Consider the following 22,144-nt stretch of genomic DNA (forward strand, 5'->3'; position numbering starts at 1 on the left):
TAGCAACAAGTTTTAGTTCTGATGTAATACACATAAATATATATCTTGTATAAAATTTGAAGAATAATGAAATTATTAACAACAACCTTTGATAAAAAAATAGAAGCAGCAAATCATCTTATAGAAATAAGTATTGGTCAATATATTGATATTGCAAAAGACATTATAAATAATAATGATTTGCAACGAAAAAGAGTGAAGACTGCAAACCGAACATATTCATTACTTAAAGAGGATATTATGACGGGTTGTGTAATTCCTCCTATTGTTTTAGCCATTCCTAAAAAACTTGTTGCCTCAGATATTGATGATTCAAATATTATTGATCTGGTAATTCAATCGGGTAAAGAATTATTAATTTTAGATGGACTACAAAGAACATATACTATTTTAGATTTAATAAATGAAATAAAGAATGATACTACTTTGTTAAGTTTTGTCTCTGATCAAAAACTAAGAATAGAAGTTTACACAGGGATTAGTAAAATAGGTATTTTATATAGAATGCTAACTCTTAATACAGGCCAAACCCCAATGTCAACTAGACAACAGGTTGAAATGATATATTCTGATTACAAAACTGGATTCTCGGGCTTAGTTTTTATTTCAGAGGCGGAAAATCGCGTTCCATCTGGAGATAATGAATTTAGATTTAATGATATTTTAGATGGTTTTATTTCATATATAACTGGCGATTATTTACCATTAGATAGAGAGGATTTAATTGGCATTATAAAAAATTTAGAAGTACTAACAAAAAACGATACACAAAAAGACATTTTTCAACAACTTATATCTATTTATAATAAATTAAGAAAGGTAATTTATGATAAATCAGATAACTGGCAATTTGACTCTGACAAGAAAATAAGAAAACGACCTTTTGGGAAAAATTCAAATGAAATTTTTTCCAAAGTCCAAGTATTGGCAGGTTATGGTGCTGCAATTAACTTTCTCATTGAAAATGGGCTAATTAAAAATTTAGATGCACTAGATGACCTTATCCCTAAAATTAATCTAAATAATATAGAATTTTCTTTAGAAAAAATGATCCTTTATTTGGATGAAATCAATATTATAGCTAAAAAGGTAGGTAATGAACAGAGAATGTATTTCTATTACTTTATACGAAGCCTATTTAATAATACAAACGATGGTTATTTAAGTATTGAAAAATCAGTAGAACAGGCATATAAATTTTATAAAGCCAATATGCTAGGATAATGGCAGATGAAAAAAAAATATCTGATTTTTTTGAAATTTCTTATCAAGAAGATCAAAGTTTATTTAATCTAAAAAAAATCTCTTTAGTTGATGATGATATAATAGATGAGATAGCTATCGAAATAAATATTAGATTATCAGCAACTATTGACGGAAGAGTAAAAAAAGTCAAAACGGATATACCATTAAGTTCCTATGAGGTGTATGAGTTTGTCAATCCGTTTCTAAATGCACAAAATGATACTTTTGGGTTGAAGTTAATGGGGAAAACAATTGGAAAAGTTTTTCCTGCAAACTCTTTAGAGGTCGATATTGAAGAAGAGGATTTTGAGGAATTAGAACAAGCGTACAGGTTTTATTGCATAAACAAAATCATACAAAATACTGATACATCAACAATTGATTTAAAAAATGATGCCCAGACTATTATACAGTTTTCTAAACTTATTAATGCTGATTCTATCTACTTGATTATTTTTAAACCCTTAATAGAGATAAATTTCAATATTGAAAATTTTTTACCCTCTTTAGCTTCAAAAGGATATTACTACTATGCAACCAAAACAAAAAGTAATGTTAACGATCTTTTAGTTAATTCCAATGATGAATTTTTAAAAGATCTAGTAGAAAGTTATTTCTACAAACAAAGAGATCATAAATTTATAACTCTTAAATCATCTAGAAAATTAATAGAAAAAGAACCTCTTATTAAGCTTTTGTATGTAAAATTACTTTCTACTAGTGCTAATACATTACATCGCTTTTTGTTATTATACCAAATAATTGAACATTTAACAGAATCAAAATTTAAAGAGGAATTAAATAAGGTTTTAGAAAAAAAGGATGAATTATCTAACTTTAAGTTTATACAAAAAATAAATGAAGTCCATGGTGCTAGAGCAAATATTAATAAACTGGTTAATAATCTAGTTTTTGAAGATAAAAATGAGATTACTCAGGTTTTCAAAGAATTTATAATTGAATTTGATAGTGAATATAATAAAGAAGCAACCGGCGATTGCTTATATGACATTCGTAATTTGTTATTTCATGATTTTAAATCAATTTTAAATAATAATAAAGAAAATACAGTTGATAGTATAATTTTACGATTTGAAATATTAATTCATGGAATTGTCATGAATCTTGGAGAAACAGATGAATCAATAATCGAAGCACCTCCATCTTCACAAAAAAGAAGTCTCATAAAATTGTTACTAAAAATCCTAAATAGTATTTTAAATAGTAAAAAATGAGAAATCTCAAAGTCTTATGCAATAAACAATTATTAGCAATTCCACTGTTTTCAGTTTGTAAGGATATGACAATATTGAATTATTTAATAAATGTTACGCTTTCAAACGAAAACAAGGAAGAGGTATTTGATGACTTACTTTTTTAAATTTACTTCAATATATAGATCCAAGTTATATTAAAAAAACAAATCCCTTTTAAGGTTAAATCGACAATTATTATGAAAAAAAAACGTTATCAAATATTTTAGAAGGAAAAATTTTTCAGATACCTGATTATCAAAGAGGATATGCCTGGGAAATAAAACAATGGAAAGATTTTGTGCAAGATGTTGATGCGCTGATTGATGACAAAATAATCAATCATTATACGGGAACAATTGTCATTTATCAACCGGTAAACAAACCAACAGAAAATTATGGTACAAAAAAACTTGAGGTAATAGATATTGTAGATGGCCAGCAATGAGAAAAGTTAATTGCGAGTCTGTAAGTTTTGGTTTTCCTTTAAATCCTCTAAGGTAATTCACATTCATATTTATATTTCGACCCATACTGATACCTATTTCGCTTCCTCTTCTGTAGGTTGTAGCAAGTTCTGCATTTGCGCATGTATTAGAGTTACTTTCAAAGGAAGCTAGATTCACCTGAACATGGTATCCAAAATTTGAATTTCGGGTAAAAATAATCTTGGTAAAACCACTCTCATTGTTAAGATTTGATTTTAAAAACTTATTAAAACCTTCTTGCATTCTTCTTACTTCCTTATCCGAAAAACCCCAAGCAAAATTATTTATAGGAGGAAAATAAATAATAATAGTCCCTGTATTAAATAACTTAGGATATGCAGTGCTAGTTGCTTGACGTGGAATGGTGTTTTGGTCATTAGGAAAAAGAAGAGATTTGTAAAGGATAATATCTTCGACAAAAATAGTATCTCCATTTACTTTAACATTATTGGTGGGAAAGCCCAAGGTAATAAGAGCCTTGTAAATTTGCGCTCTCGTTTTTTCTTGATTCTTTTGATTTGTTTCATCAAGATTTACTAAATAATTTTTTTGACAACTAAAAAGAGTAAAAAGTAAACAGAGAACTGGGCCAATGAAATGCCTAATTTGTAAATTATACATCATTTAAATTTTTATAATTAATTTACTACATTTTAAGGTTTATAATATTTATAAAAATAAGCATTTATTTCTATATGGTGTATTTTTTTAAAAATTTAATATTGAATTTTAATTATTGTATCGTTTTTCTTTTTATATTCGTTTGATTATAAAAAATAATTATGAAAAAATTTTATTATTTAATTCCTGTCATTACAATTTTGTTGTTCTCTTGCTCTAAAAATTCTACATATTACAGTCTTGACGCTGAATTTGGATTGGATATTAAGAATAAGAAGCAGGAAAATCTATTAAATGGGTGGCTCGAAGTCGAGAAAATCACGCACTCTGGAACCAATAATGGTCAAGAATATCTTACCGCCGGCTACGAAACACCCGACACGCCACCAATAGATGGTTATTCTGTAACTAAAAAAGGTGAATCTAATATTCTAAACATGACTTTCTCCCCAATATATAGAGAATCGATCATTACAATTAAATGGAAAAATATGGTGAAGGAAGATACCTTAAAAGCTGAATTGTATAAAGACAAGCATGTTATCCGAATTGGAAAAATATTCTGGAACGGAGATCTTGTTTGGGAAAAAGGGAAAAGTGGAGACAAATATCAGATTAACGTTGTAAAAGATATTTGAAACCCATATAATTTTAAATTTATAAGATAGTTAACATCCGATAAACCTACCTCAGCAAAACAGCCTCAAGGGGTATAAGACCGGATGTAGTTGTCTGCTTAAAAATAAGCGTATCTTCTCCGTCTATGCTCAGTGTTCCTTTGGCCACAACAGTGCCTTTCTGATCTTTAAACTGAATATAAGCGATGTCACTTTTAATATTTCCATCAACGGATAAGGTCACCGTTTTTGCTTTTTTTCCAAAAGTCATATAACGGGCTTTACCTTCTACTTTTGTTCCTGTTTGTGACATATCAAAAGCAATCACGCCGATTTCTTCCCCTTCACTTGAGTATTTGCCGGCAAAATTACTCATTTCTTTTCCAGCGGTTGAAAGATCGCTTACAGAAACAGTTTTTGACTGCGCCTGTACTTCAGACATAAAAACAAAGGAGATCAATACAGCAAGAATAAGGAGTCCGTTTTTCATATTATATTTTTTTATAAAACTACTGAAATTCAATTAAACATAATTCAGTTATTACAGATGATTTTTCAAGTTGGTCACAGGTATACAAAGAATACTTGTCAATATACCTGAATATATCTAAATTCGTTGCGCCAGTAAGCATTAACCTCATGGAAAAGAACAAAGCATCATCGTTTATTTTTGGTATTATAGCCATCATTGTCGGATCTGCCCTCTACAAGCAGATAGACTTTGAGAATTTTAAAGTTTTACATAAAGGATTAGCCGTTGTCTATGGACTCACCTTTGCTTTTTCTGCTTTTATTCTTATAAAAAACTTCAGAAACAGATCCAGAAGCTAAAAACAAACATTTATCAGTTTTAAGATAAACAACACGACTTAATTTCAAAACAGCTTATATGTTCAATAAATCAGACTCAAACCCGGTATATTGGCGGAACATCTATAGATAAATGACCTTTCGCTAATCAGGAATTCTTTGCGATTCGGATAGCGTCTTCAAAAGCAGATACAAGCTGGTTATTAGCCCGTCTTAATAAGGTTGCATTCGTCTTTACAGCGATCATTCCATCCGTCTGGCGGGGCTGACCAAGAATAATATTATGCTCATTGCGCAGATGACCTCTCAACTTTACACTGTCTATCCCCTTCCCTATTTTCATGAGACTGATATTACTTCCCTGCTCCGGGTGCTCCACCTGAATGCCATCTATCTGATTGAAGAGACTAAAAAGCATGTGGGATTTTTCCTTAACTTCCTTCATGACCCGATCGACATCCTCCAGGTGATGCAGCGCCATAGCCGCATTAGGCCAATTGGTAAAAACACCTCCTCCGTGGATCTTGACCAGATGATGCATCTGATCTATAACAGCTTTATCTCCGCAGAGTATAGCCCCTCCGGTAGCTCCCAGGTATTTATACAGGCATAAATATACGGTATCAAAGTGCTGAGCATAGTCCGCTATAGTATGACCCGTATATACCGATGCCACATGTAATCTTGCGCCGTCAAGGTGCATTTTATAACCTTTTGTACGGCAATATTCGGCTATTTTCTCTATTTCTTCGAGTGGAAATACCTGGTTGTCAGCTCTTCGTACAGGTGTTTCAATGGAGACAACAGCTCCGGGAACAGCGAAAGCCTCTCTTTGCTCCTGATCTTCTACAGCTTGTTGCAGTTCCTGTACACCGAACCAGTGATTGTCTGCTGCAAGTGGTATCAAACGTTTATTGAATAACGTTTGCGCGGCATCGCCTTCGTCCCTGTACACATGACTTTTTTCCTGCACAAAGGCTTTTGTAGCAGATTTTCCCAGCACAGATATCGCCAGTTGATTAGCAAGTGTTCCGGAAGGCATATAAATAGCAGCCTCCTTGCCGGTAATGTTCAAACACATATCCAGCAGCTTTTTCATAGTACCGTCAGCCGCATAGCTGTCCCGCTCTATCGGATCTTTAGCCTGTATTGCCTGCAATTGTGCAATAAAATCATCAGGTCTGTAAAAAATACCATCATTAATAAAATATACAGCATCGCTATCTTTCAGGATTTTCTTCTTCGACCCGGAATCAGCAAAACTGGTTGAAGGAATAATCTGGCCAATGGCTGGAAGCGCCAAACCGGATAACTTTAAGAAATCACGACGTTTAAAAGATGACATAGGCATAAAAGTTAAAACAGCAATTATCAAAGAATTTGATGGGTTTCCTTAATACTATTCATCACAAAAATACTTTTTGTCTGTCCGATTCCCTCTATTTCGGATAATTTATTGACAAAAAAATCATGGAAATCATCCATATTCGGAGCCAGAATTTTAAGCATGAAGTCAAAATCACCACTTATATTATAAAATTCGACTACTTCTTTAAGTCTGACCACTTCTTCAATAAATTTTCCGGCCGCTTTCTTATTATGCGCACTAAGTGCTATCATACAGAGTACCATCATTCCCTTGTTGACCCTTTTACGGTCTACAACTGTCGTGTATTCCTGTATAACGCCCTGTTTTTCCATTCGTTTGATCCGTTCATGTGTCGGTGTCGCACTCAGATTGATCCGGGTCGCAATATCCCTTACACTTAATTTGGCATCCTTTTGAAGCAATCGAAGAATAGCCAGGTCTTTCTCATCCAGTATATAATTTTCCTGTTGCATTTGTTCTGTTTTAAAGGTGTTAAATGTATTGATTCGGAACGATTGATAAATAATTTAGCTTGTTATTGTGCTTTTGTTCCAAATTTAGCCAATAATTTTTACATACGTTCTTTGAAAGGTAATTTTGTCAGAAATTTCAAGCACATGCAGACGAGAAAAAATCTCATATTAATATTAGCATCCGTAGGTACATTTGTAGAAGCACTGGACATCGCGATTATCAATCTTACTATTCCCGCAATACAAGAGCAATTTGGTATAGGTAGTGACAGTGTACAATGGTTACAAACGTTGTATGTGCTTTTTTTTGGAGGTTTTCTGATTATAGGCGGTAAACTTTCGGATCAGGTGGGGCGAAAAAAAATCTTTTTGTGGGGAGCTGCACTGTTTATGCTGACCTCATTAGGCGCCGGACTATCGACAGATTTTATAATGTTGGCCGTTTTCAGAGCCTTGCAGGGACTGGGTGCAGCACTTATTATGCCTGCTGCGCTCTCGTTAGTGACCAATACGTTCAGAGAAACACAGGAGCGCAATCGTGCATTAGGTGTTTTTAGTTCATTTGCCGCTATAGGATCCGGCAGCGGACTTTCTATTGGAGGTATTATAAGTACCTACCTGAGCTGGCACTGGGTATTTCTGATTAATGTTCCTATACTATTAGTGACTTTGGTGCTGGCAGTTTTCTATCTGCCCGTGGATGAGAAACCAGCTGTACGTGCAAAGACAGATACTGTATCGGGTATTTTGCTTGTGTTGGGATTACTGAGCCTGACCTATGGCACACATGAACTCATGCATATAGCACAACAGCCGCTTCTAGTAGGAGGTTCATTATTGCTTGCGGTAGCACTTCTGGTCATTGTTTTTATACGTTTGAGATCTGTTGCCGAACCATTGATAGATCTTCAGTTATTCAGAAATACAGCATTGGTGGTTTCTAATCTTGCCTTTTTTACGTTAGGTGCGTTTTTTATCGGCTTTTTATTTCTTATTTCCCTGATGTTGCAAAAAGACATGGGGCATACAGCCGCGGCAGCCGGTCTTATGCTGGTACCTTTCAGTATCTTGTCCGCACTGGTGGCCAAATTTGTATTGCCACAAATATCCAAGCTATTGAATCCGGTCAGAATGGGTATTCTAGGCTGGTCCTGTATGTTTTTAGGGGCTGTTTCTCTTTTTGTCTCCGTCTACACAGGTCATCCTGTTTGGTTAGTATTACTAGGTGCAGCCTGTATTTCAGGGATAGGCATGACGTTCTGTTTCACCAGCTTATCCGTCTTGGGCATTCGTGGTGTAGACCCGGCCTGCTATGGTATAGCTTCCAGTCTGACAAGTACCAGCTACTTTCTGGGAGCCGGAATCGGACTTTCTTTTATGACATTGCTGAGTCAGCTGTTTCCTTCCGAATGGGTGGTAGGAGGCCTGAGCATAGGTATTCTGGTGGTCTATGCACTGCTAGCGATAGGTTTGTTAGTATACCTTATTTTGACAGATCAGAAGGTCAGACAAAGCAATCTGGCTGTGTCCTAAGATTTTGAGTAGGAATATAATACATGCTCAGCTTTCTTTATATCGAAAGATCCATTTCCAGGTGAATATCCTGAGGCTCTGCGGTAAATAATTCTTTATCCAGTTCAGTAGTCAGTATGGCACCGTTTTTCAGGTAAAAATCTATAGTGTTGCGTGTCGGGATAGCTGATATATAAAGTTTGTCTGCCCCAAAGTCTGAAGCAGATTTTTTGCAGGCATTCAAAAGCTGCCTGCCTGTCCCCTTTCCCTGATAGGCATGACTTACATACAGAATATCCATCTTACGGTAGTTCTGCTTCACTCCTCTGGGCTTGTATTCTACAGAAGCCACTCCTACCAGTTTTTCCTGATCAAAAGCTCCATACACTACACCGCCAATAGATATCAACTTCAGCTGACGTTCTGTAATTTCTCTGAGTTCTGCAGGATCAAAGCCGCTAACAGTTTCTCTGTGAGGAATTAATAACAAAGAGCCATTTCTGTATATATAGAGTTCTGCAATTTCTTCAGATCGATCTATCTCTTTTATACGAAATATTTCATCTTTATCCAGTGTCCGAATGTCTGGCATAAGTATTTTATTGTATAATGAATAATAGCTTAATTTTAAGGATAAATTTATACATTTGATCATAGATTAGTGTTATAAATATGGAATGGAATCAAATTAAAACGGATACACAAAAGATATATCCGGCAAATAGTATTACACTCTTTTTAATGGATACCGACTCTGGAAAACCAGCGACCTGCTGGGTGGATAAAGCTTATGCAGACTATCCGTATAAACAAGAGTGTATGTTTAACTGCTTTATATCAGTCAATCTGCTGAATGATGAGTTTAATCTGCGAAATGAAGATCTGGATTACAAAGATATAGAAGATTATTTTACCAAACAGCTCCGGGAAGTATGTGTATGTCATATCGTGGCCCGTATCACAACAGATGATGGAATTTCAATCGAAATGTATGTAGATGATGTGGAAAGTGCAATTGGGAAGCTGAATGAACTGGAAGCAGACGCGAACAGACTGGTCAACTTCGATTGTGAAATAAGCGATGATGAGAACTGGGATAATGTGGATAATCTTTTGAACGACGTGGAATAAGGTTTTCCATACAGTACTATGCTAATACTACGATCAGCCGAACAAATCAAACAGGATATACTTGCAGAAGGCAAAGCGCTGAGCACATTTCCTCAGTCCGTTAATTTTCCTTTTGCGTTATCTTATGTAGATCTGGTAAAGCAGATAGGAACCAAAGAGATCTCTACTGAATGTACACTCTTTAATGCTGCACAGGCCTCGAAAGAAACCCGGACATTTGCAGATCCGGATTACTGGCCGGCGACTTACACACGGCAGGGTATTGATCGCTTTTGGATTTTCGGACAGAATGGTCAGGGAGATCTTTGGTTGTTGGACAATGAACATAAGCTCTATTTTTATGACCACAATCAGGGACAAATGAGCCTGAATAATTTTGTGGAATTGCATATTGATTTTGACTGTTGGCTGCAATATGCAGATCTGAACCGACAGTTGGATGAGATATATAACCAGGAAGGTGAAATTAATGAAGCCTGCAAAAATGATTATATCCATAAATTGCAACATATGGGAAATGCCTTGCTGCGGCTTTTTGAACTCTAATTAAATGATTTTATAATGCTTACTGCTATTCATCCAAAATTGCCTATGCGTGATAAGGTTATCACACAAGCGTTTTACACAAAAGAGTTGGCTTTCGAAATAATCGGAGATTACGGAGATTATTTAATGATCCGAAAAGAGAACATCGAGATTCATTTCTTCCTGTTTCGGGAACTCGATCCTTTAGAAAATTATGGTCAAGTTTATATCCGGACAGACAATATAGAGGAATGTTACCAGTCTCTTCTGGACAACAACGTAAGTATACATCCGAATGGTCCGCTGGAGATCAAGCCATGGGGACAACAGGAATTTTCTATACTTGACCCGGATAATAATCTACTCACATTCGGTCAGGCTGTAGTGTAATTTTGCTGTATCATGAAAAAAATATTACCGGGACTTTATACGCTATTGCTTCTTACTGTACTACTGTCCTGTATTGGTAAAAGCAGTGAAAACCATTCGCTTTCACAACTCCGGAATAAGGTTCAGAACACGGTTCAAACTGATATCAGAGAAGCAGATCTGATTTTTCAGTCTTCTCTTTCCGAACAAAGTAAAGCTATTCAACTGGCTACAAACTCTCCTTACTCCCATTGTGGAATTATCTTTAAGGAGGGCGAAGATTACGTTGTACTGGAAGCTGTTCAACCTGTACAGAAAACACCTCTTTTGGAGTGGATCGCAAGAGGAGAAAATAATCAGTACGTGATCAGGCGTCTTAAAAATGCGGATCAGATATTAACGACAGCTGTACTGAACCGTATGAAAAAAGAAGGTGAAAAGCTGGAAGGAAGAGATTATGATGTCCGGTTTGAATGGACTGATGACAAGATCTATTGTTCTGAACTGATCTATAAAATATATGAGCGTGCTGCCGGAATAAAATTGGGGAAGTTACAGAAACTGAAGGATTTTGATTTTACGAATGCTGCTGTCAGAGCTGAATTAAAGGAACGCTACGGGCGTCATATCCCCTTGAATGAAACGGTAATTTCACCTGCTGCAGTCTTCGATAGTGAATTGCTCGAAACGATTACACAAGAGTAAGGAATGGATATTTAAACCATGCTTACATATGAAAAAGAATAGAATGACTAAACATACATATTTAATTTATGGCATCAGTAAAGGCTTAGGTAAAGCTTTAGCCCGGCATCTTCCAGGTCCTGATGATCAGGTGTATGGGGTCTCAAGAAGTCAGCCCGATTATCTGCATAATGCGAATCATAAGATGGAATGGATCAGTGCTGATTTGGCAAAACCTGCAGAGTCAGCAGCGAGTATCCGCAATGCCATAGGCGGCAGCCGGATTGATTATCTGATTTATAACGTGGGTATATGGGAACATAATGCTTTTTCAGACGGCTATGATTTTAAGGATAACACGGAGGAAGAGATTCTGACGATGATCAATACCAATATTTCATCCTGCCTTCTGGCGGTACGGAGTTTTACGGAGAACTTAAAGAAATCTGAAAACGCAAAGATTATATTGATTGGCTCTACCTGGGGATTAGAGAATCATAATGGAAAAGAAGTAACTTTCTCGGCTACAAAATTTGCCTTGCGGGGAATTATACATGCATTAAGAGAAAATCTTCGTGAATACAGCATTGGCGTGTCCGTTCTGAATCTGGGCTATCTGGCTACTGAATTTGACTATGAAGATGACCTGGATACAGTTATAGAGCAAACTGATGCTGAACTGATTCCTTTACAAGACGTAATAGCGGCTGTGCGATTTATTCTGTCAACCTCAAAGGCCACCTGTGTCAAAGAAATTACCATGCCCGCCATGAAAGATATGAATGTGTGATTTTTGGGCTTCAACCATCTGAATATCACTTTTAACAACGATATTGGAATAATTATTGACTCTACTGATTTCCTGTAATCTTATTTTACATTATTTAAAAATAATACATAACTTAAATGAAAACTATACTATTTGCTATTCCTTTTGTTCTTTTATATTCCTGTAATACGGGAACTGAAAATAAAAAAGAACTGTCTTCCGGTGATACGACGACTTCTGTAGTATCTGCAGATACAATAAGCAAACCGGTTTCAGATACTAAAGATTTGATCTGGACAGGTATACCGGTAAAACAGCTCCCGTTTACAGATTCCACTAACTTTGATAATTACAAATCCGGAACTAAACAAAATCCGGAACTTCTTAAGAAGCTTAATCTTGAAAAAGCTATAGCAGATGCCACGGATTTTAATATAAATTACAGCCTCCCACTTTCCAATAATTTTCAAACTGTTGTGATTACTTATCATAAGGGAGAAATGGAGTTATGTACCAGTATGCTGACAGTAGATAAGAATACTAAAATTATCGATATCCTGCCTGTAGCATATGATGAAGTAGCTGAATCTGCTTTTCGTAAAATCAGTGTTATTGAAAAAGATAAAATCACTGTGGATGACTGGAATTATATGCAGGAAGAACCTACCAAAGAAACAAAAAATTACATCTTACAAGAAAACGGAAAGTTTAAAGAGGTAAAGTAAGTTAAGATTTAAGGATTAACTCTTCTAGGGAGTCTGGATAAAAGGGTTGCTTTCATATTATAAATTATTTTACTAAATTTGTTAGTAATATGAAGCGATCCGGCACAGCTGATTTACCATTACACTACGGCCATGTTCCATTGTGGCTTGCAGAGCGCATGGGTAAATTAGGTTTAGCTATTGTTGAGGAGATTATCAGTCATAAAGGTAAGCATGAATTTTTGAGCAGATTGAGCAATCCTTTTTGGTTTCAGAGTCTGGGTGCTGTAATGGGAATGGACTGGCATTCTTCAGGTATTACTACTTCCGTGATGGGTGCGCTCAAGCGAAGTATTAATCCGCATGCTAAAGAATTTGGTATTTATGTCTGTGGCGGAAAAGGTAAATTATCCAGACAGACTCCGTTGGAGCTTGCACGTTTTGCAGAATTCAACGGGTTAGATGTTGCAGATATGGTGCGGTGCAGTAAACTGGCCGCAAAAGTAGATAATACAGCTATCCAGGATGGTTTTCAGCTTTATCAGCATAACTTTGTAGTCAGTAATGAGGGACAATGGACTGTAATTCAGCAAGGCATGAGTGATGCAAGCAGTACAGCGAGGCGTTATCATTGGCATTCAGCAGCTATACAGTCTTTTACAGAAGAACCCCATACTTTTATTTATGGCCAAAACTGTGGGGAAATCCTCAATCTGACAGATAAAGATGCACGTCCGATTAAAGAAGCGATGTTAAGTGTGCTGGCTGAAAATCCCGAACACATACTAAAGGAGGCTACTCATCTGGTTATGCCTGATCATCATGATGTACGTGCGGAAAATGTAGATCTGAAAAGACTGGGGTCTGTATTGTGGTTAGCACAGGATAATAACATTCAGCATTTTGAAGAATTATTATTGTTGAAAGGAATGGGGCCGCGTACCTTGCAGTCGCTTGCCCTGGTCAGCGAAGTGATACATGGCAGTCCGTCCCGATTTCGCGATCCGGCAAGATTTTCATTTGCGCATGGTGGTAAAGACGGTCACCCCTTCCCTGTCCCACTCACGGTGTATGATGATACCATACAAACCTTGCAGAATGCTATACAACGTTCCAGATTAGGAAATTCAGACAAATCGCAGGCTATTAAATCGCTTTCTCAAATTGCAAGCCGCATGGAAGAAGGATTTACACCGAATGACAACTTTGATAAAGTAATAGAAAAAGAACGTGCCGAATCCTGGAAATACGGAGGCCGGACTGTATTTGGAAAAGCAAAACCTCCCCTTCCAGCTCAACTTAATCTTTTTGATTAATGGACTATAATAAACTTACAATACAGGAAGCCACAGAAATACAGGAGGATTTACGTCAGAAGCTTCGCTTTGACCGTCCGGATACTCAGGCTATATATACCATAGGCGGAGCTGATATTTCTTTTAACAAAAACAGCGAAATCCTGTATGCCGCTATAGTGATTCTGAATTATCCGGATATGACTTTGCACTCATATGCATTAGCTACTGGCCACTCTTCGTTTTCCTATATCCCCGGTTATCTGGCTTTTCGTGAAGTACCTGCCTTATTGAATGCCTGGACTTTGCTTCCTGCCAGACCAGATGTGCTGGTGCTGGATGGGCAAGGTATTCTGCATCCCAGACAAATGGGAATTGCTTCTCACTTTGGAGTACTTACCGGACAGGCAACCATTGGATGCGCCAAAAACTCTTTGTATGGTGTACATGCTGATCTGGCGCTTTTCAAAGGAGCATCTACGCCAATAGTAGATGGAGCAACGCATATCGGTCATTTATTGCGGACAAAAGAAGCGGTAAAACCTGTTTTTATCTCTCCGGGATACGGACTGACAGTGAACAAAAGTCTGGAAGTAATACAGCAGTGTACGGGACGATATCGTATTCCTGAGCCCACCCGGTTGGCTCATAATATAGTTAACGATTTTCGGACAGGTAAACTAAAACCGGGATATCATAAGATACAGCAGCCTTTGAGTTTGTTTTAAAGAATGAGACATTGGAGGCTCCTCATATTTCATTTTTGAATACTGCTTTCATTCGATAGTGTAATATCCGACTTTTTGTGAAGAGCTGTAAAAAGAGAATCCCTCTCCCAAATCAATGGAAAAGGGATAACTCCACCCTGCATTAGAAAAAAATATAGTTAGTGTGAATGCTCACCTGAATTTGTCATTTTGGCCAATAAGAAAAATGCCCCTTTGTGAACCACTTTATCATTACTGCCGATCTCTTTTGTAGGAGTAATAGCGGTATATCCGTGCGCTGAGACACCTTTTATAACAGGTATCCTTTCATATACTAATGCTGCTTTCTCAGAACCTGATTTTTCATCATGAGAATGTGCGTGCTCTTCTCCTTCATGACCACTTTCGTGATGCTCTTCCTCGCGGTGTGCATCTGTCAGAATGAATATATAATCCTGTCCCTGAGAGGATACAATAGCCTCATTAGGGACAGCATTCACTTTATTATCAGATACAATCAGATTTGCCTGAACCTGCATACCATTGATCAGCCCTGTTTTATCCCCTAGTACCTGAGCATGCACAGCAACTGCATTCGTCTGTGCCTCAAAAGCCTGCCCTATCTGATCAATGCGTGCTTCATAAGATACTTCCGGATTATTAACTGCTGAAAATCGGATTAGTTGTCCCTTTCTGACTTTCGGAAGATCTTTTTCATATACATATACATCCACGTGTAACGATTCATTATTGACAATTTCCAGAATGGGACTGGATGCATTGATATTTGAACCAATCTGTGCTGCTATTGTCGATATTGTACCTGACATCGGTGCAATAATGGATACCTGAGAAGACATCTGAGTAGATCCGCCCCCGGCAGTCAGCTGTTTGTACAGACTGTTCCGTTGTGCTCTTAAATTAGCCAGTTCCATTTCTACTTGCTGCAGGCGCTTTAACGGAGCAGCGTTCCCTTCTACAAGTTCTTTTTGACGTAAAAGCTCTACTTCCGCTAATTTGATCTGATTATTTGTTAGTTGCAGTTGTTCCTGTGTCTTGATCAGATCAGGATTATTGATTACTCCAATGCGCTGCCCTTTACTGACGATATCCCCTTGCTGTACAAACAACTGTTGTAGTACTCCTCCAAAAACAGACGTTACAAAGGCTTTCTTGTCATTAGGAACAGTAAGTTGGCCGTTTAGAACGAGTCCGTCACTTAATACCTGCTGCGTTATAGTGGTATAGGTCAGTCCAATTTGTTTGAACTGAGCTTCTGTAAGTGAAGTTGTGGATTCATTTTCATGTTCGGATTCACCTTCTGCATGCTCACCAGCTTCTTTTGAAGGCGCCGGACTTCCGCCACACCCGGATAATGAGAGGGCTATTGCACATAATAAGGTTGGATAAATTATGTTGATCTTCATGTCTATTTATTGATTGATGTTTGGAAATATTGATAATTAACGACACTCTTATTGTATGCATTGAGTGCATTCAGATAGTTGATCTTGATGTCAATAGACTGCGTAAGAAACTGACTTAACTCAGCGTAGCTGATCTCTCCGCTCTGATATCCCAGGTTTGCAGCTTTGATAATAGCTTCCGCCTGCTTTAATCCTGAGGTTTCATAAAACTGGAGCTGACCTTCATTCTTGATGCGTTCGTTTTCTGCATTCTGAATATCAGCAGACAGGACTTGTTGTACCTGCAGAAGCCCTTGCTGTTGAATGTCAGATTCCAGTTGTGCCGCCTTTATTTTATTATTGTAATATCCTGAAGAGAATATTGGAAGAGTGGCTGTCACCGAAAATCCTGTAAACGGATTCTTCTGTCCCCAAAGTCTTTGGGAAAATACTCTTCCTGAAAAATCAGGCATTTTACCTTTCTTTTCAACCAATATTCCTGCATCAGCCAGTTCGACATTTTTTTCCTGAATACGAACCAACGGATGGGAAGAAGCTATAATGTCACGCTTATTGAAAGAGATTTTCACAAGCTCTTTTTCATTTGGCAACATAAACATATTCTGATTTAAGATTACACTCAGATTCTGAGCGGATATCAGCAAATCCTGGTGATTCTGTATCAGAAGTGCTTTGTTTTCCTGCCATTTCGTTTCTGCTGCTATACGTTCCAACCCGGCTGCTTCTCCGGTTTTTACACGCAGATCTGCCGCCCTGAAAAGTTCCTGATAGATACTATCCAGTTGTTGAAATAATCGCTGTCTTGCTTCCAGATAGCTGAGCTCATAGTAATTTGTAGATACATCACGGGTGATACGAGCCCTGATCTCTTCAAGCTGCATGGCCGACACTTCGACATTCTTACTCAAATAAGCTTTACGTGCTTTATAAAATCCAGGCCAGCTGAAATCCTGGGAAAGCCCGACTTTCCATATACCTCCCGGATCAAGTGGCGCCATGTCTTCATTTTCGACAAATACTCCTGTCTTTCCATCAAATGTTTTGGCACTTTCCACTTTAAATTTATCCGTCTGGAGGCTTGTTCTTTTAATATCCAGATTGGCCGTCATGGCCTGTTGTATAGCGCTGTCTAAAGTAATACGCTTTGCTCCTTGCTGTGCAAAAGATTGCTGAGCAGGAATAAACAACAGAACAGCTATTACTAAAGGAAGTGTCTTGTTTACAATTCCGTTCATTTTGTTGCCTTTATTAAAAAACAATACATAGAGACTTGGCAACACAAAAAGTGTAAGCAGCGTAGCTGAAATCAACCCGCCTATTACCACTGTAGCCAACGGCTTCTGTACCTCTGCTCCTGCTCCTGTACTAAGTGCCATAGGTAAGAAACCTAATGAAGCAACAGTAGCGGTCATCAATACAGGTCTCAGTCGTATTGTAGTACCTTTCCACACTCGCTCAAATACATCATGAATTCCATCTTTCTCCAGTTGATTAAAAGTAGATATCAAGACAATTCCATTAAGTACGGCAACTCCGAATAATGCTATAAATCCAACTCCTGCGGATATACTGAATGGCATATCCCGTAGTAAAAGTGCGAAAATACCACCGATCGCACTCATTGGAATGGCAGTGTAGATAAGTATAGATTCTTTAATGGAACGGAAGGTGAAATATAATAACATAAAGATAAGCAATAGCGCTACCGGAACAGCTATCATCAATCGGTTAGAAGCTTCTTTCAGATTTTCAAAGGTACCGCCGAAAGTATAGTAATAACCGGTAGGCAGTATATTCAGTTCATTTAATTTTAACTGAATATCATTTACTACAGATGTTACATCTTTACCTTTAATGTTGAATCCGATAACTACCCGCCGTTTTCCATCTTCACGACTAATCTGTGCAGGTCCGTCTTTCATCGAAATATTCGCCAGTTGACTTAACGGCACCTGTTCACCTTCACCTGTCACTACAGGTAGATTACGGACATCCTCGATAGAAGTTTTGTAATTGCTATCCAGACGGACAACCAGATCAAAACGGCGTTCATTTTCATAAATAGACCCTGCGCTGCTGCCTGCAAAGGCCATAGAGATCATTTTATTGACCTCGTTGACATTAAGTCCGTGCAAGCCAAGCTGTGCGCGGTTATATTCAATGGATATCTGCGGCAGTCCGGTTGTACGTTCTACCTGTGGTTCAGAAGCTCCGTCTACCGTTTGTACCACTTGTCCGACTTTATTTGCCAGAGCAGCTAATGTGTCAATATTTTCTCCGAATATCTTGATCGCAACATCCTGTCTTACACCGGTCATCAACTCATTAAATCGCATCTGTATAGGTTGTGATGCTTCAAAGAATGTTCCGGGAATAACGGATAATGAATCCATCATACGATCAGCCAATCCTGTATAGGTATCTCCTCCGGTCCATTCCTTAATAGGTTTCAGAGTCACAATAAGATCGGTTGCTTCCGGAGGCATAGGGTCAGTGGGGATCTCGGCACTTCCTGTCTTGCCGACTACTGTTTTTACTTCCGGAAATTTTTTCAATATCCGGGCAGCTTCCATAGATGTTTCTATACTTTGTGCCAGAGAAGCACCTTGAGGCAGAATACAGTGAAAGGCATAATCACCTTCCTGAAGCTGAGGAATAAATTCACTGCCCATCTTTGAAAACAGAAAGATGGAAAACGCAAATACAGCTACAGCAGCAGCAACTAATGTCTTTCTGATACGTACAGCTTTTTTGATAAGCGGCTGATACCAACGTTGCAATGCATTCATTAACCTGTCTGCAAAAGTAACTTTCGTATGAGGTTTTTTAGACAGAAACAGGGCACTCATCATCGGTATATAGGTCAGTGAAAGAATCAGTGCGCCAATAATGGCAAAACTCACTGTCTGCGCCATAGGCTTGAACATCTTTCCTTCTATACCGACGAGTGTCAGAATAGGGATATACACAATCAAAATGATTATTTCACCGAATGCGGCACTGTTACGAATCTTAGAGGAGGATTGATACACTTCTTCATCCATTTCAGCCTGTGTCAGTGGCTGATTCGATTTCCGAAGCCCCAGATGGTGCATCGTAGCCTCGACTATAATCAGTGAACCATCTATAATAAGTCCAAAATCAATAGCTCCAAGACTCATCAGATTGGCACTTACACCAAACATACGCATCATTCCCAACGCAAAAAGCATAGAAATAGGAATAGCAGATGCGACAATCAGACCTGCCCTCAGATTTCCCAGGAATATGATAAGCACAAAAATGACAATAAGGGCTCCTTCAATCAAATTTGTCTGTACGGTATTGATAGCACGGTTTACCAGCTCTGTACGATCTGAAAATGCTTCAATCACAACGTCTTTGGGAAGTGACTTCTCAATTACTTTCAGCCTCTCTTTTACGGCCCCGACTACCTGCGCACTGTTTGATCCTTTCAGCATCATAACCATACCCCCGACAGCTTCTTTTTCACCATTATAGGTCAATGCTCCGTAGCGCACTGCAGAACCTTCCTTTACCTGAGCCACATCCCGGACATATACAGGTACACCGTTTCGTTTCCGGATTACGATATTCCTGATATCTTCCATATCTGAAAGTAAACCTACACCACGAATAAAATAAGCGTTGGGTTTTTTATCGATATAGGCTCCACCGGTATTCTGATTGTTAGCTTCCAGTGCATCAAAAACGTCATTGATACCCAGATTCATCGCACGGAGGCGATAAGGATCAATGGAAACTTCATATTGCTTTAGTTTACCGCCAAAACTATTGACTTCGGCTACACCGGGTGTGCCGTAAAGCTGTCTGGCGATTACCCAGTCCTGTAATGTACGCAGATCGGCCTCAGAATATTTATCTTCTGCTCCTTTGACCGGATGCAGTACATATTGATATATTTCTCCCAGTCCGGTACTGATAGGTGCCAGTTCCGGCGTGCCCATACCTTCAGGAATGTTTTGTACAGCTTCATTTAATTTTTCATTAATCAGCTGTCTTGCAAAATAGATATTGACGTCATCGTCAAATACAGCCGTCACGACCGAGAGGCCAAAACGGGAAATAGATCTCAATTCAATAAGATCAGGAATATTCATGAGCTGTTGCTCAATGGGATAGGATACAAACTGCTCTACCTCTTGCGTGGCAAGGGAAGGTGATCTGGTAATAATCTGTACCTGATTGTTTGTAATATCGGGATTAGCATCAATGGGGATGTGAGTGGCACTCCATACACCCCAGACTATAAGTATCAGAGTAAATAATCCGATTACAATTTTATTCCGGATACTGAATCGGATAATTGCGTTCAACATAGTAATAACATAATTAATTAACGACTACTTATTTGCTTAAAAATAAGTACGAATAAATAAAATATATCTACATAGACGAAACTATGAGATACAGTGCGACATTAATTATGAAAGTTTGGGCGGCTGCCAGATACTACTATATTCGTTCGCATAGAACGATAAATGATAAGCAAAGGATTTGTCCTGATGTACAGGAAGAAGTTCAAATGTAAAATCAATATGTTCCGGCAGGTGGACTGCTATAGAACAACATCCGCATACACACAGTGGTGAACAGCTGTCTTTATGAGCATGTTTACCGTTTTGATCAGTATGGCGATGTGTGGAAATTTCGGTTGCGATCTGCTCTATATTGGGCAAAACAGAATGATTATCCTGACACGGTATAAGTGTCAGAAGAATAAAGTACAGGCTCAATATGTAGGCAAGAATGCGCAATCTCTTGATTTTTATTTGCAAATATATAAATTTATTAAAACGATCGGATGGGATTTACGTAAATATTCCATTATAATTATTTTCAGATACTATTTTATACCCGGTTTTTGGATCACACGAAGTTGAAATAAAACTTACATTTGTAAAAGTGATCATAAGATCATTTATCCGAACTTTATTTGAATTAAGAAAATACAAAAAATAATATGAGAGTATTAGCAGAATTGCCTCATCCGGATTGTAAGATTTCCATCTTTGGCATGAACCAAAAATTTATTATCAAATTTGAACAGGGTGTTCTTGAACAATCCTACAAGCTCGCTGAAACTGATGTGGTAGGTGGTGTCAATGGTGTGTTTGAATTACTGGATGAAACGTTTATTCAGCAGGTGCTGAACCATTTTCAGGAAATGCGTAAAAGCTTTATAGAAAGTTATGACAGATATCAATAGACGTGTCATATATAATATATGAACACATTGATTATAAGGTAATTACATCAACAAACAACAAAGGGCCAAATTAAATTTGGCCCTTTGTTGTTACGGGGTAAACATAAAAAACATTAAGTGTAATTTAATAGATTACATATACAACACTAAAATACTGTTTTTCAAACACTTATTACTACTAACAAAATTATATTTGGCTATATTATTTTGCCAAATAAATCTAAATCTGATGTAATAATTGCGCAACTAATTCCGGTACTCCTTCTGATGCTTTTGCAACTATAGTTACAGTTCTCTCCGGTACACGGTACTGATCTGCTGATGGATCGATCAGGAATATTTCACAATGCGGAAGGATATCATGAATAAGATTTGCTGCGGGATACACCTGAAGTGATGTTCCGATCACAATCAGTGTATCTGCCTGCTGGGCAATCCGCATTGCCGGAATCATGGCCGGCACAGCTTCTCCAAACCATACAATATTAGGTCGCAGCTGGCTTCCCCATTTACACAGCTCTCCCATCTTTAGTTCGTCTCCTTTGATATCGTAAATGCAGGATGGATCCTTTGATGAGCGTGACTGTGTGATCTGTCCATGCAGATGCAAAATATTCTTACTTCCTGCACGTTCATGAAGATTATCTATATTCTGTGTAATAATATCCACATGATACTGGTCTTCGAGCTTCACTAATGCCTGATGTGCAGAATTGGGTTCGGCTCTAAGACATTGTCTGCGACGTTCATTATAAAATTGCTGTACCAGAGCAGGATTTCGCTGCCATGCTTCCGGAGTGGCCACATCCTCTACACGATTACCTTCCCATAAGCCGTCATTACCCCGGAATGTTTTTAACCCGCTTTCGGCCGAAATTCCTGCTCCTGTAAATACAACGATTCTTTTCATATACA

The 22,144-nt window shown here is 37.8% G+C and carries 24 protein-coding genes; 15 read left to right on the plus strand and 9 right to left on the minus strand.

What is annotated here, in order from left to right:
- The first annotated feature begins 66 nt into the window (after nt 1-66).
- The 3 genes from B4B65_RS11535 (at nt 67) to B4B65_RS21695 (ending at nt 2,946) form a co-directional block, all read left to right on the plus strand.
- Nucleotides 67-1,224, plus strand: a complete 1,158-nt coding sequence (locus tag B4B65_RS11535) for a hypothetical protein (RefSeq protein ID WP_293915753.1) — start codon at nt 67-69, stop codon at nt 1,222-1,224.
- Nucleotides 1,224-2,480, plus strand: coding sequence for a hypothetical protein (locus B4B65_RS11540; RefSeq protein ID WP_293915754.1), 1,257 nt, complete (start codon nt 1,224-1,226; stop codon nt 2,478-2,480). Before B4B65_RS11535 ends, B4B65_RS11540 begins: the two co-directional genes overlap by 1 nt.
- 265 nt (nt 2,481-2,745) lie before the next feature.
- Nucleotides 2,746-2,946: a GmrSD restriction endonuclease domain-containing protein gene (locus B4B65_RS21695; RefSeq protein WP_409590536.1), complete on the plus strand. Its 201-nt coding sequence runs from the start codon at nt 2,746-2,748 to the stop codon at nt 2,944-2,946.
- Here the strand turns inward: B4B65_RS21695 and B4B65_RS11545 are convergent.
- Nucleotides 2,861-3,610 carry a hypothetical protein gene (locus B4B65_RS11545; RefSeq protein ID WP_293915755.1) on the minus strand — a complete coding sequence of 250 codons (750 nt, stop codon included), beginning with the start codon at nt 3,608-3,610 and terminating at the stop codon, nt 2,861-2,863. The two genes, B4B65_RS21695 and B4B65_RS11545, sit on opposite strands and share 86 nt — an antisense overlap.
- Nucleotides 3,611-3,768: 158 nt before the next feature.
- On the opposite strand from B4B65_RS11545, the gene B4B65_RS11550 reads away from it, so the two are divergent.
- The gene (locus tag B4B65_RS11550; protein WP_293915756.1) at nt 3,769-4,245 is read left to right on the plus strand and encodes a hypothetical protein; all 477 of its coding nucleotides are present in this window, start codon (nt 3,769-3,771) and stop codon (nt 4,243-4,245) included.
- Nucleotides 4,246-4,291: 46 nt separating this feature from the next.
- On the opposite strand, the gene B4B65_RS11555 is transcribed toward B4B65_RS11550, so the two are convergent.
- Nucleotides 4,292-4,714: a hypothetical protein gene (locus B4B65_RS11555; protein ID WP_293915757.1), complete on the minus strand. Its 423-nt coding sequence runs from the start codon at nt 4,712-4,714 to the stop codon at nt 4,292-4,294.
- 149 nt (nt 4,715-4,863) lie between these two features.
- On the opposite strand from B4B65_RS11555, the gene B4B65_RS11560 reads away from it, so the two are divergent.
- Nucleotides 4,864-5,055 (plus strand): hypothetical protein, encoded by a 192-nt coding sequence (locus B4B65_RS11560; protein ID WP_293915758.1) that lies wholly within the window; start codon nt 4,864-4,866, stop codon nt 5,053-5,055.
- Nucleotides 5,056-5,182: 127 nt separating this feature from the next.
- Here the strand turns inward: B4B65_RS11560 and B4B65_RS11565 are convergent, their stop codons facing one another.
- Complete coding sequence (locus tag B4B65_RS11565) at nt 5,183-6,379, minus strand: threonine aldolase family protein (protein WP_293915759.1); 1,197 nt, start codon at nt 6,377-6,379, stop codon at nt 5,183-5,185.
- 26 nt (nt 6,380-6,405) lie between these two features.
- Entirely contained in the window at nt 6,406-6,876 is a 471-nt protein-coding gene (locus B4B65_RS11570) for an Lrp/AsnC family transcriptional regulator (RefSeq protein WP_201679193.1), read from the minus strand.
- Nucleotides 6,877-7,020: 144 nt separating this feature from the next.
- Between B4B65_RS11570 and B4B65_RS11575 the strand changes: the two genes are divergently transcribed.
- Nucleotides 7,021-8,409, plus strand: coding sequence for an MFS transporter (locus B4B65_RS11575; RefSeq protein ID WP_293915760.1), 1,389 nt, complete (start codon nt 7,021-7,023; stop codon nt 8,407-8,409).
- Nucleotides 8,410-8,446: 37 nt separating this feature from the next.
- Here B4B65_RS11575 and B4B65_RS11580 read toward each other — a convergent pair whose 3' ends face one another.
- Nucleotides 8,447-8,980: a GNAT family N-acetyltransferase gene (locus tag B4B65_RS11580; protein ID WP_293915761.1), complete on the minus strand. Its 534-nt coding sequence runs from the start codon at nt 8,978-8,980 to the stop codon at nt 8,447-8,449.
- An 80-nt stretch (nt 8,981-9,060) separates the two neighbouring features.
- On the opposite strand from B4B65_RS11580, the gene B4B65_RS11585 reads away from it, so the two are divergent.
- The 8 genes from B4B65_RS11585 (at nt 9,061) to B4B65_RS11620 (ending at nt 14,593) form a co-directional block, all read left to right on the plus strand.
- Nucleotides 9,061-9,519, plus strand: a complete 459-nt coding sequence (locus tag B4B65_RS11585; protein ID WP_293915762.1) for a DUF695 domain-containing protein — start codon at nt 9,061-9,063, stop codon at nt 9,517-9,519.
- Nucleotides 9,520-9,537: 18 nt separating this feature from the next.
- Complete coding sequence (locus tag B4B65_RS11590) at nt 9,538-10,065, plus strand: hypothetical protein (RefSeq protein WP_293915763.1); 528 nt, start codon at nt 9,538-9,540, stop codon at nt 10,063-10,065.
- A gap of 15 nt (nt 10,066-10,080) precedes the next feature.
- Nucleotides 10,081-10,434 carry a bleomycin resistance protein gene (locus tag B4B65_RS11595; RefSeq protein ID WP_201679198.1) on the plus strand — a complete coding sequence of 118 codons (354 nt, stop codon included), beginning with the start codon at nt 10,081-10,083 and terminating at the stop codon, nt 10,432-10,434.
- A gap of 12 nt (nt 10,435-10,446) precedes the next feature.
- Nucleotides 10,447-11,118, plus strand: coding sequence for a YiiX family permuted papain-like enzyme (locus tag B4B65_RS11600; protein WP_201679199.1), 672 nt, complete (start codon nt 10,447-10,449; stop codon nt 11,116-11,118).
- Nucleotides 11,119-11,146: 28 nt separating this feature from the next.
- Nucleotides 11,147-11,887 (plus strand): SDR family NAD(P)-dependent oxidoreductase, encoded by a 741-nt coding sequence (locus B4B65_RS11605; protein WP_293915764.1) that lies wholly within the window; start codon nt 11,147-11,149, stop codon nt 11,885-11,887.
- Between the two features lie 116 nt (nt 11,888-12,003).
- Nucleotides 12,004-12,591 carry a hypothetical protein gene (locus B4B65_RS11610; RefSeq protein ID WP_293915765.1) on the plus strand — a complete coding sequence of 196 codons (588 nt, stop codon included), beginning with the start codon at nt 12,004-12,006 and terminating at the stop codon, nt 12,589-12,591.
- 89 nt (nt 12,592-12,680) lie between these two features.
- Nucleotides 12,681-13,886 (plus strand): DUF763 domain-containing protein, encoded by a 1,206-nt coding sequence (locus B4B65_RS11615; RefSeq protein WP_293915766.1) that lies wholly within the window; start codon nt 12,681-12,683, stop codon nt 13,884-13,886.
- Nucleotides 13,886-14,593, plus strand: coding sequence for an endonuclease V (locus B4B65_RS11620; RefSeq protein ID WP_293915767.1), 708 nt, complete (start codon nt 13,886-13,888; stop codon nt 14,591-14,593). Before B4B65_RS11615 ends, B4B65_RS11620 begins: the two co-directional genes overlap by 1 nt.
- 158 nt (nt 14,594-14,751) lie before the next feature.
- Here the strand turns inward: B4B65_RS11620 and B4B65_RS11625 are convergent, their stop codons facing one another.
- The 3 genes from B4B65_RS11625 to B4B65_RS11635 form a co-directional block, all read right to left on the minus strand.
- Nucleotides 14,752-15,999 carry an efflux RND transporter periplasmic adaptor subunit gene (locus B4B65_RS11625; protein ID WP_201679204.1) on the minus strand — a complete coding sequence of 416 codons (1,248 nt, stop codon included), beginning with the start codon at nt 15,997-15,999 and terminating at the stop codon, nt 14,752-14,754.
- A 2-nt stretch (nt 16,000-16,001) separates the two neighbouring features.
- The gene (locus B4B65_RS11630; RefSeq protein ID WP_293915768.1) at nt 16,002-20,339 is read right to left on the minus strand and encodes a CusA/CzcA family heavy metal efflux RND transporter; all 4,338 of its coding nucleotides are present in this window, start codon (nt 20,337-20,339) and stop codon (nt 16,002-16,004) included.
- A 105-nt stretch (nt 20,340-20,444) separates the two neighbouring features.
- The gene (locus B4B65_RS11635) at nt 20,445-20,798 is read right to left on the minus strand and encodes a DUF6660 family protein (protein WP_293915769.1); all 354 of its coding nucleotides are present in this window, start codon (nt 20,796-20,798) and stop codon (nt 20,445-20,447) included.
- 185 nt (nt 20,799-20,983) lie between these two features.
- Between B4B65_RS11635 and B4B65_RS11640 the strand changes: the two genes are divergently transcribed.
- Nucleotides 20,984-21,229 (plus strand): hypothetical protein, encoded by a 246-nt coding sequence (locus tag B4B65_RS11640; protein ID WP_003005689.1) that lies wholly within the window; start codon nt 20,984-20,986, stop codon nt 21,227-21,229.
- 220 nt (nt 21,230-21,449) lie between these two features.
- Here the strand turns inward: B4B65_RS11640 and B4B65_RS11645 are convergent, their stop codons facing one another.
- A complete protein-coding gene (locus tag B4B65_RS11645) occupies nt 21,450-22,139 on the minus strand; it encodes an SIR2 family NAD-dependent protein deacylase (protein WP_293915770.1) in 690 nt (229 codons plus the stop codon).
- Nucleotides 22,140-22,144: the final 5 nt, after the last annotated feature.

Origin of the sequence: Sphingobacterium sp. UBA5789 (assembly GCF_002418355.1) — a bacterium.
Classification (GTDB): Bacteria; Bacteroidota; Bacteroidia; order Sphingobacteriales; family Sphingobacteriaceae; genus Sphingobacterium.

Coding starts and splice junctions, on each gene's coding strand:
- B4B65_RS11540 (WP_293915754.1), top strand. CDS start 1,224: ATGGCAGATGAAAAAAAAATATCTGATTTTTTTGAAATTTCTTATCAA.
- B4B65_RS11550 (WP_293915756.1), top strand. CDS start 3,769: ATGAAAAAATTTTATTATTTAATTCCTGTCATTACAATTTTGTTGTTC.
- B4B65_RS11570 (WP_201679193.1), bottom strand. CDS start 6,876: ATGCAACAGGAAAATTATATACTGGATGAGAAAGACCTGGCTATTCTT.
- B4B65_RS11605 (WP_293915764.1), top strand. CDS start 11,147: ATGAAAAAGAATAGAATGACTAAACATACATATTTAATTTATGGCATC.
- B4B65_RS11640 (WP_003005689.1), top strand. CDS start 20,984: ATGAGAGTATTAGCAGAATTGCCTCATCCGGATTGTAAGATTTCCATC.
- B4B65_RS11575 (WP_293915760.1), top strand. CDS start 7,021: ATGCAGACGAGAAAAAATCTCATATTAATATTAGCATCCGTAGGTACA.
- B4B65_RS11610 (WP_293915765.1), top strand. CDS start 12,004: ATGAAAACTATACTATTTGCTATTCCTTTTGTTCTTTTATATTCCTGT.
- B4B65_RS11585 (WP_293915762.1), top strand. CDS start 9,061: ATGGAATGGAATCAAATTAAAACGGATACACAAAAGATATATCCGGCA.
- B4B65_RS11590 (WP_293915763.1), top strand. CDS start 9,538: ATGCTAATACTACGATCAGCCGAACAAATCAAACAGGATATACTTGCA.
- B4B65_RS11595 (WP_201679198.1), top strand. CDS start 10,081: ATGCTTACTGCTATTCATCCAAAATTGCCTATGCGTGATAAGGTTATC.
- B4B65_RS11600 (WP_201679199.1), top strand. CDS start 10,447: ATGAAAAAAATATTACCGGGACTTTATACGCTATTGCTTCTTACTGTA.
- B4B65_RS11580 (WP_293915761.1), bottom strand. CDS start 8,980: ATGCCAGACATTCGGACACTGGATAAAGATGAAATATTTCGTATAAAA.
- B4B65_RS11565 (WP_293915759.1), bottom strand. CDS start 6,379: ATGTCATCTTTTAAACGTCGTGATTTCTTAAAGTTATCCGGTTTGGCG.
- B4B65_RS11535 (WP_293915753.1), top strand. CDS start 67: ATGAAATTATTAACAACAACCTTTGATAAAAAAATAGAAGCAGCAAAT.
- B4B65_RS11545 (WP_293915755.1), bottom strand. CDS start 3,610: ATGATGTATAATTTACAAATTAGGCATTTCATTGGCCCAGTTCTCTGT.
- B4B65_RS11555 (WP_293915757.1), bottom strand. CDS start 4,714: ATGAAAAACGGACTCCTTATTCTTGCTGTATTGATCTCCTTTGTTTTT.
- B4B65_RS11625 (WP_201679204.1), bottom strand. CDS start 15,999: ATGAAGATCAACATAATTTATCCAACCTTATTATGTGCAATAGCCCTC.
- B4B65_RS11645 (WP_293915770.1), bottom strand. CDS start 22,139: ATGAAAAGAATCGTTGTATTTACAGGAGCAGGAATTTCGGCCGAAAGC.
- B4B65_RS11615 (WP_293915766.1), top strand. CDS start 12,681: ATGAAGCGATCCGGCACAGCTGATTTACCATTACACTACGGCCATGTT.
- B4B65_RS11630 (WP_293915768.1), bottom strand. CDS start 20,339: ATGTTGAACGCAATTATCCGATTCAGTATCCGGAATAAAATTGTAATC.
- B4B65_RS11620 (WP_293915767.1), top strand. CDS start 13,886: ATGGACTATAATAAACTTACAATACAGGAAGCCACAGAAATACAGGAG.
- B4B65_RS11560 (WP_293915758.1), top strand. CDS start 4,864: ATGGAAAAGAACAAAGCATCATCGTTTATTTTTGGTATTATAGCCATC.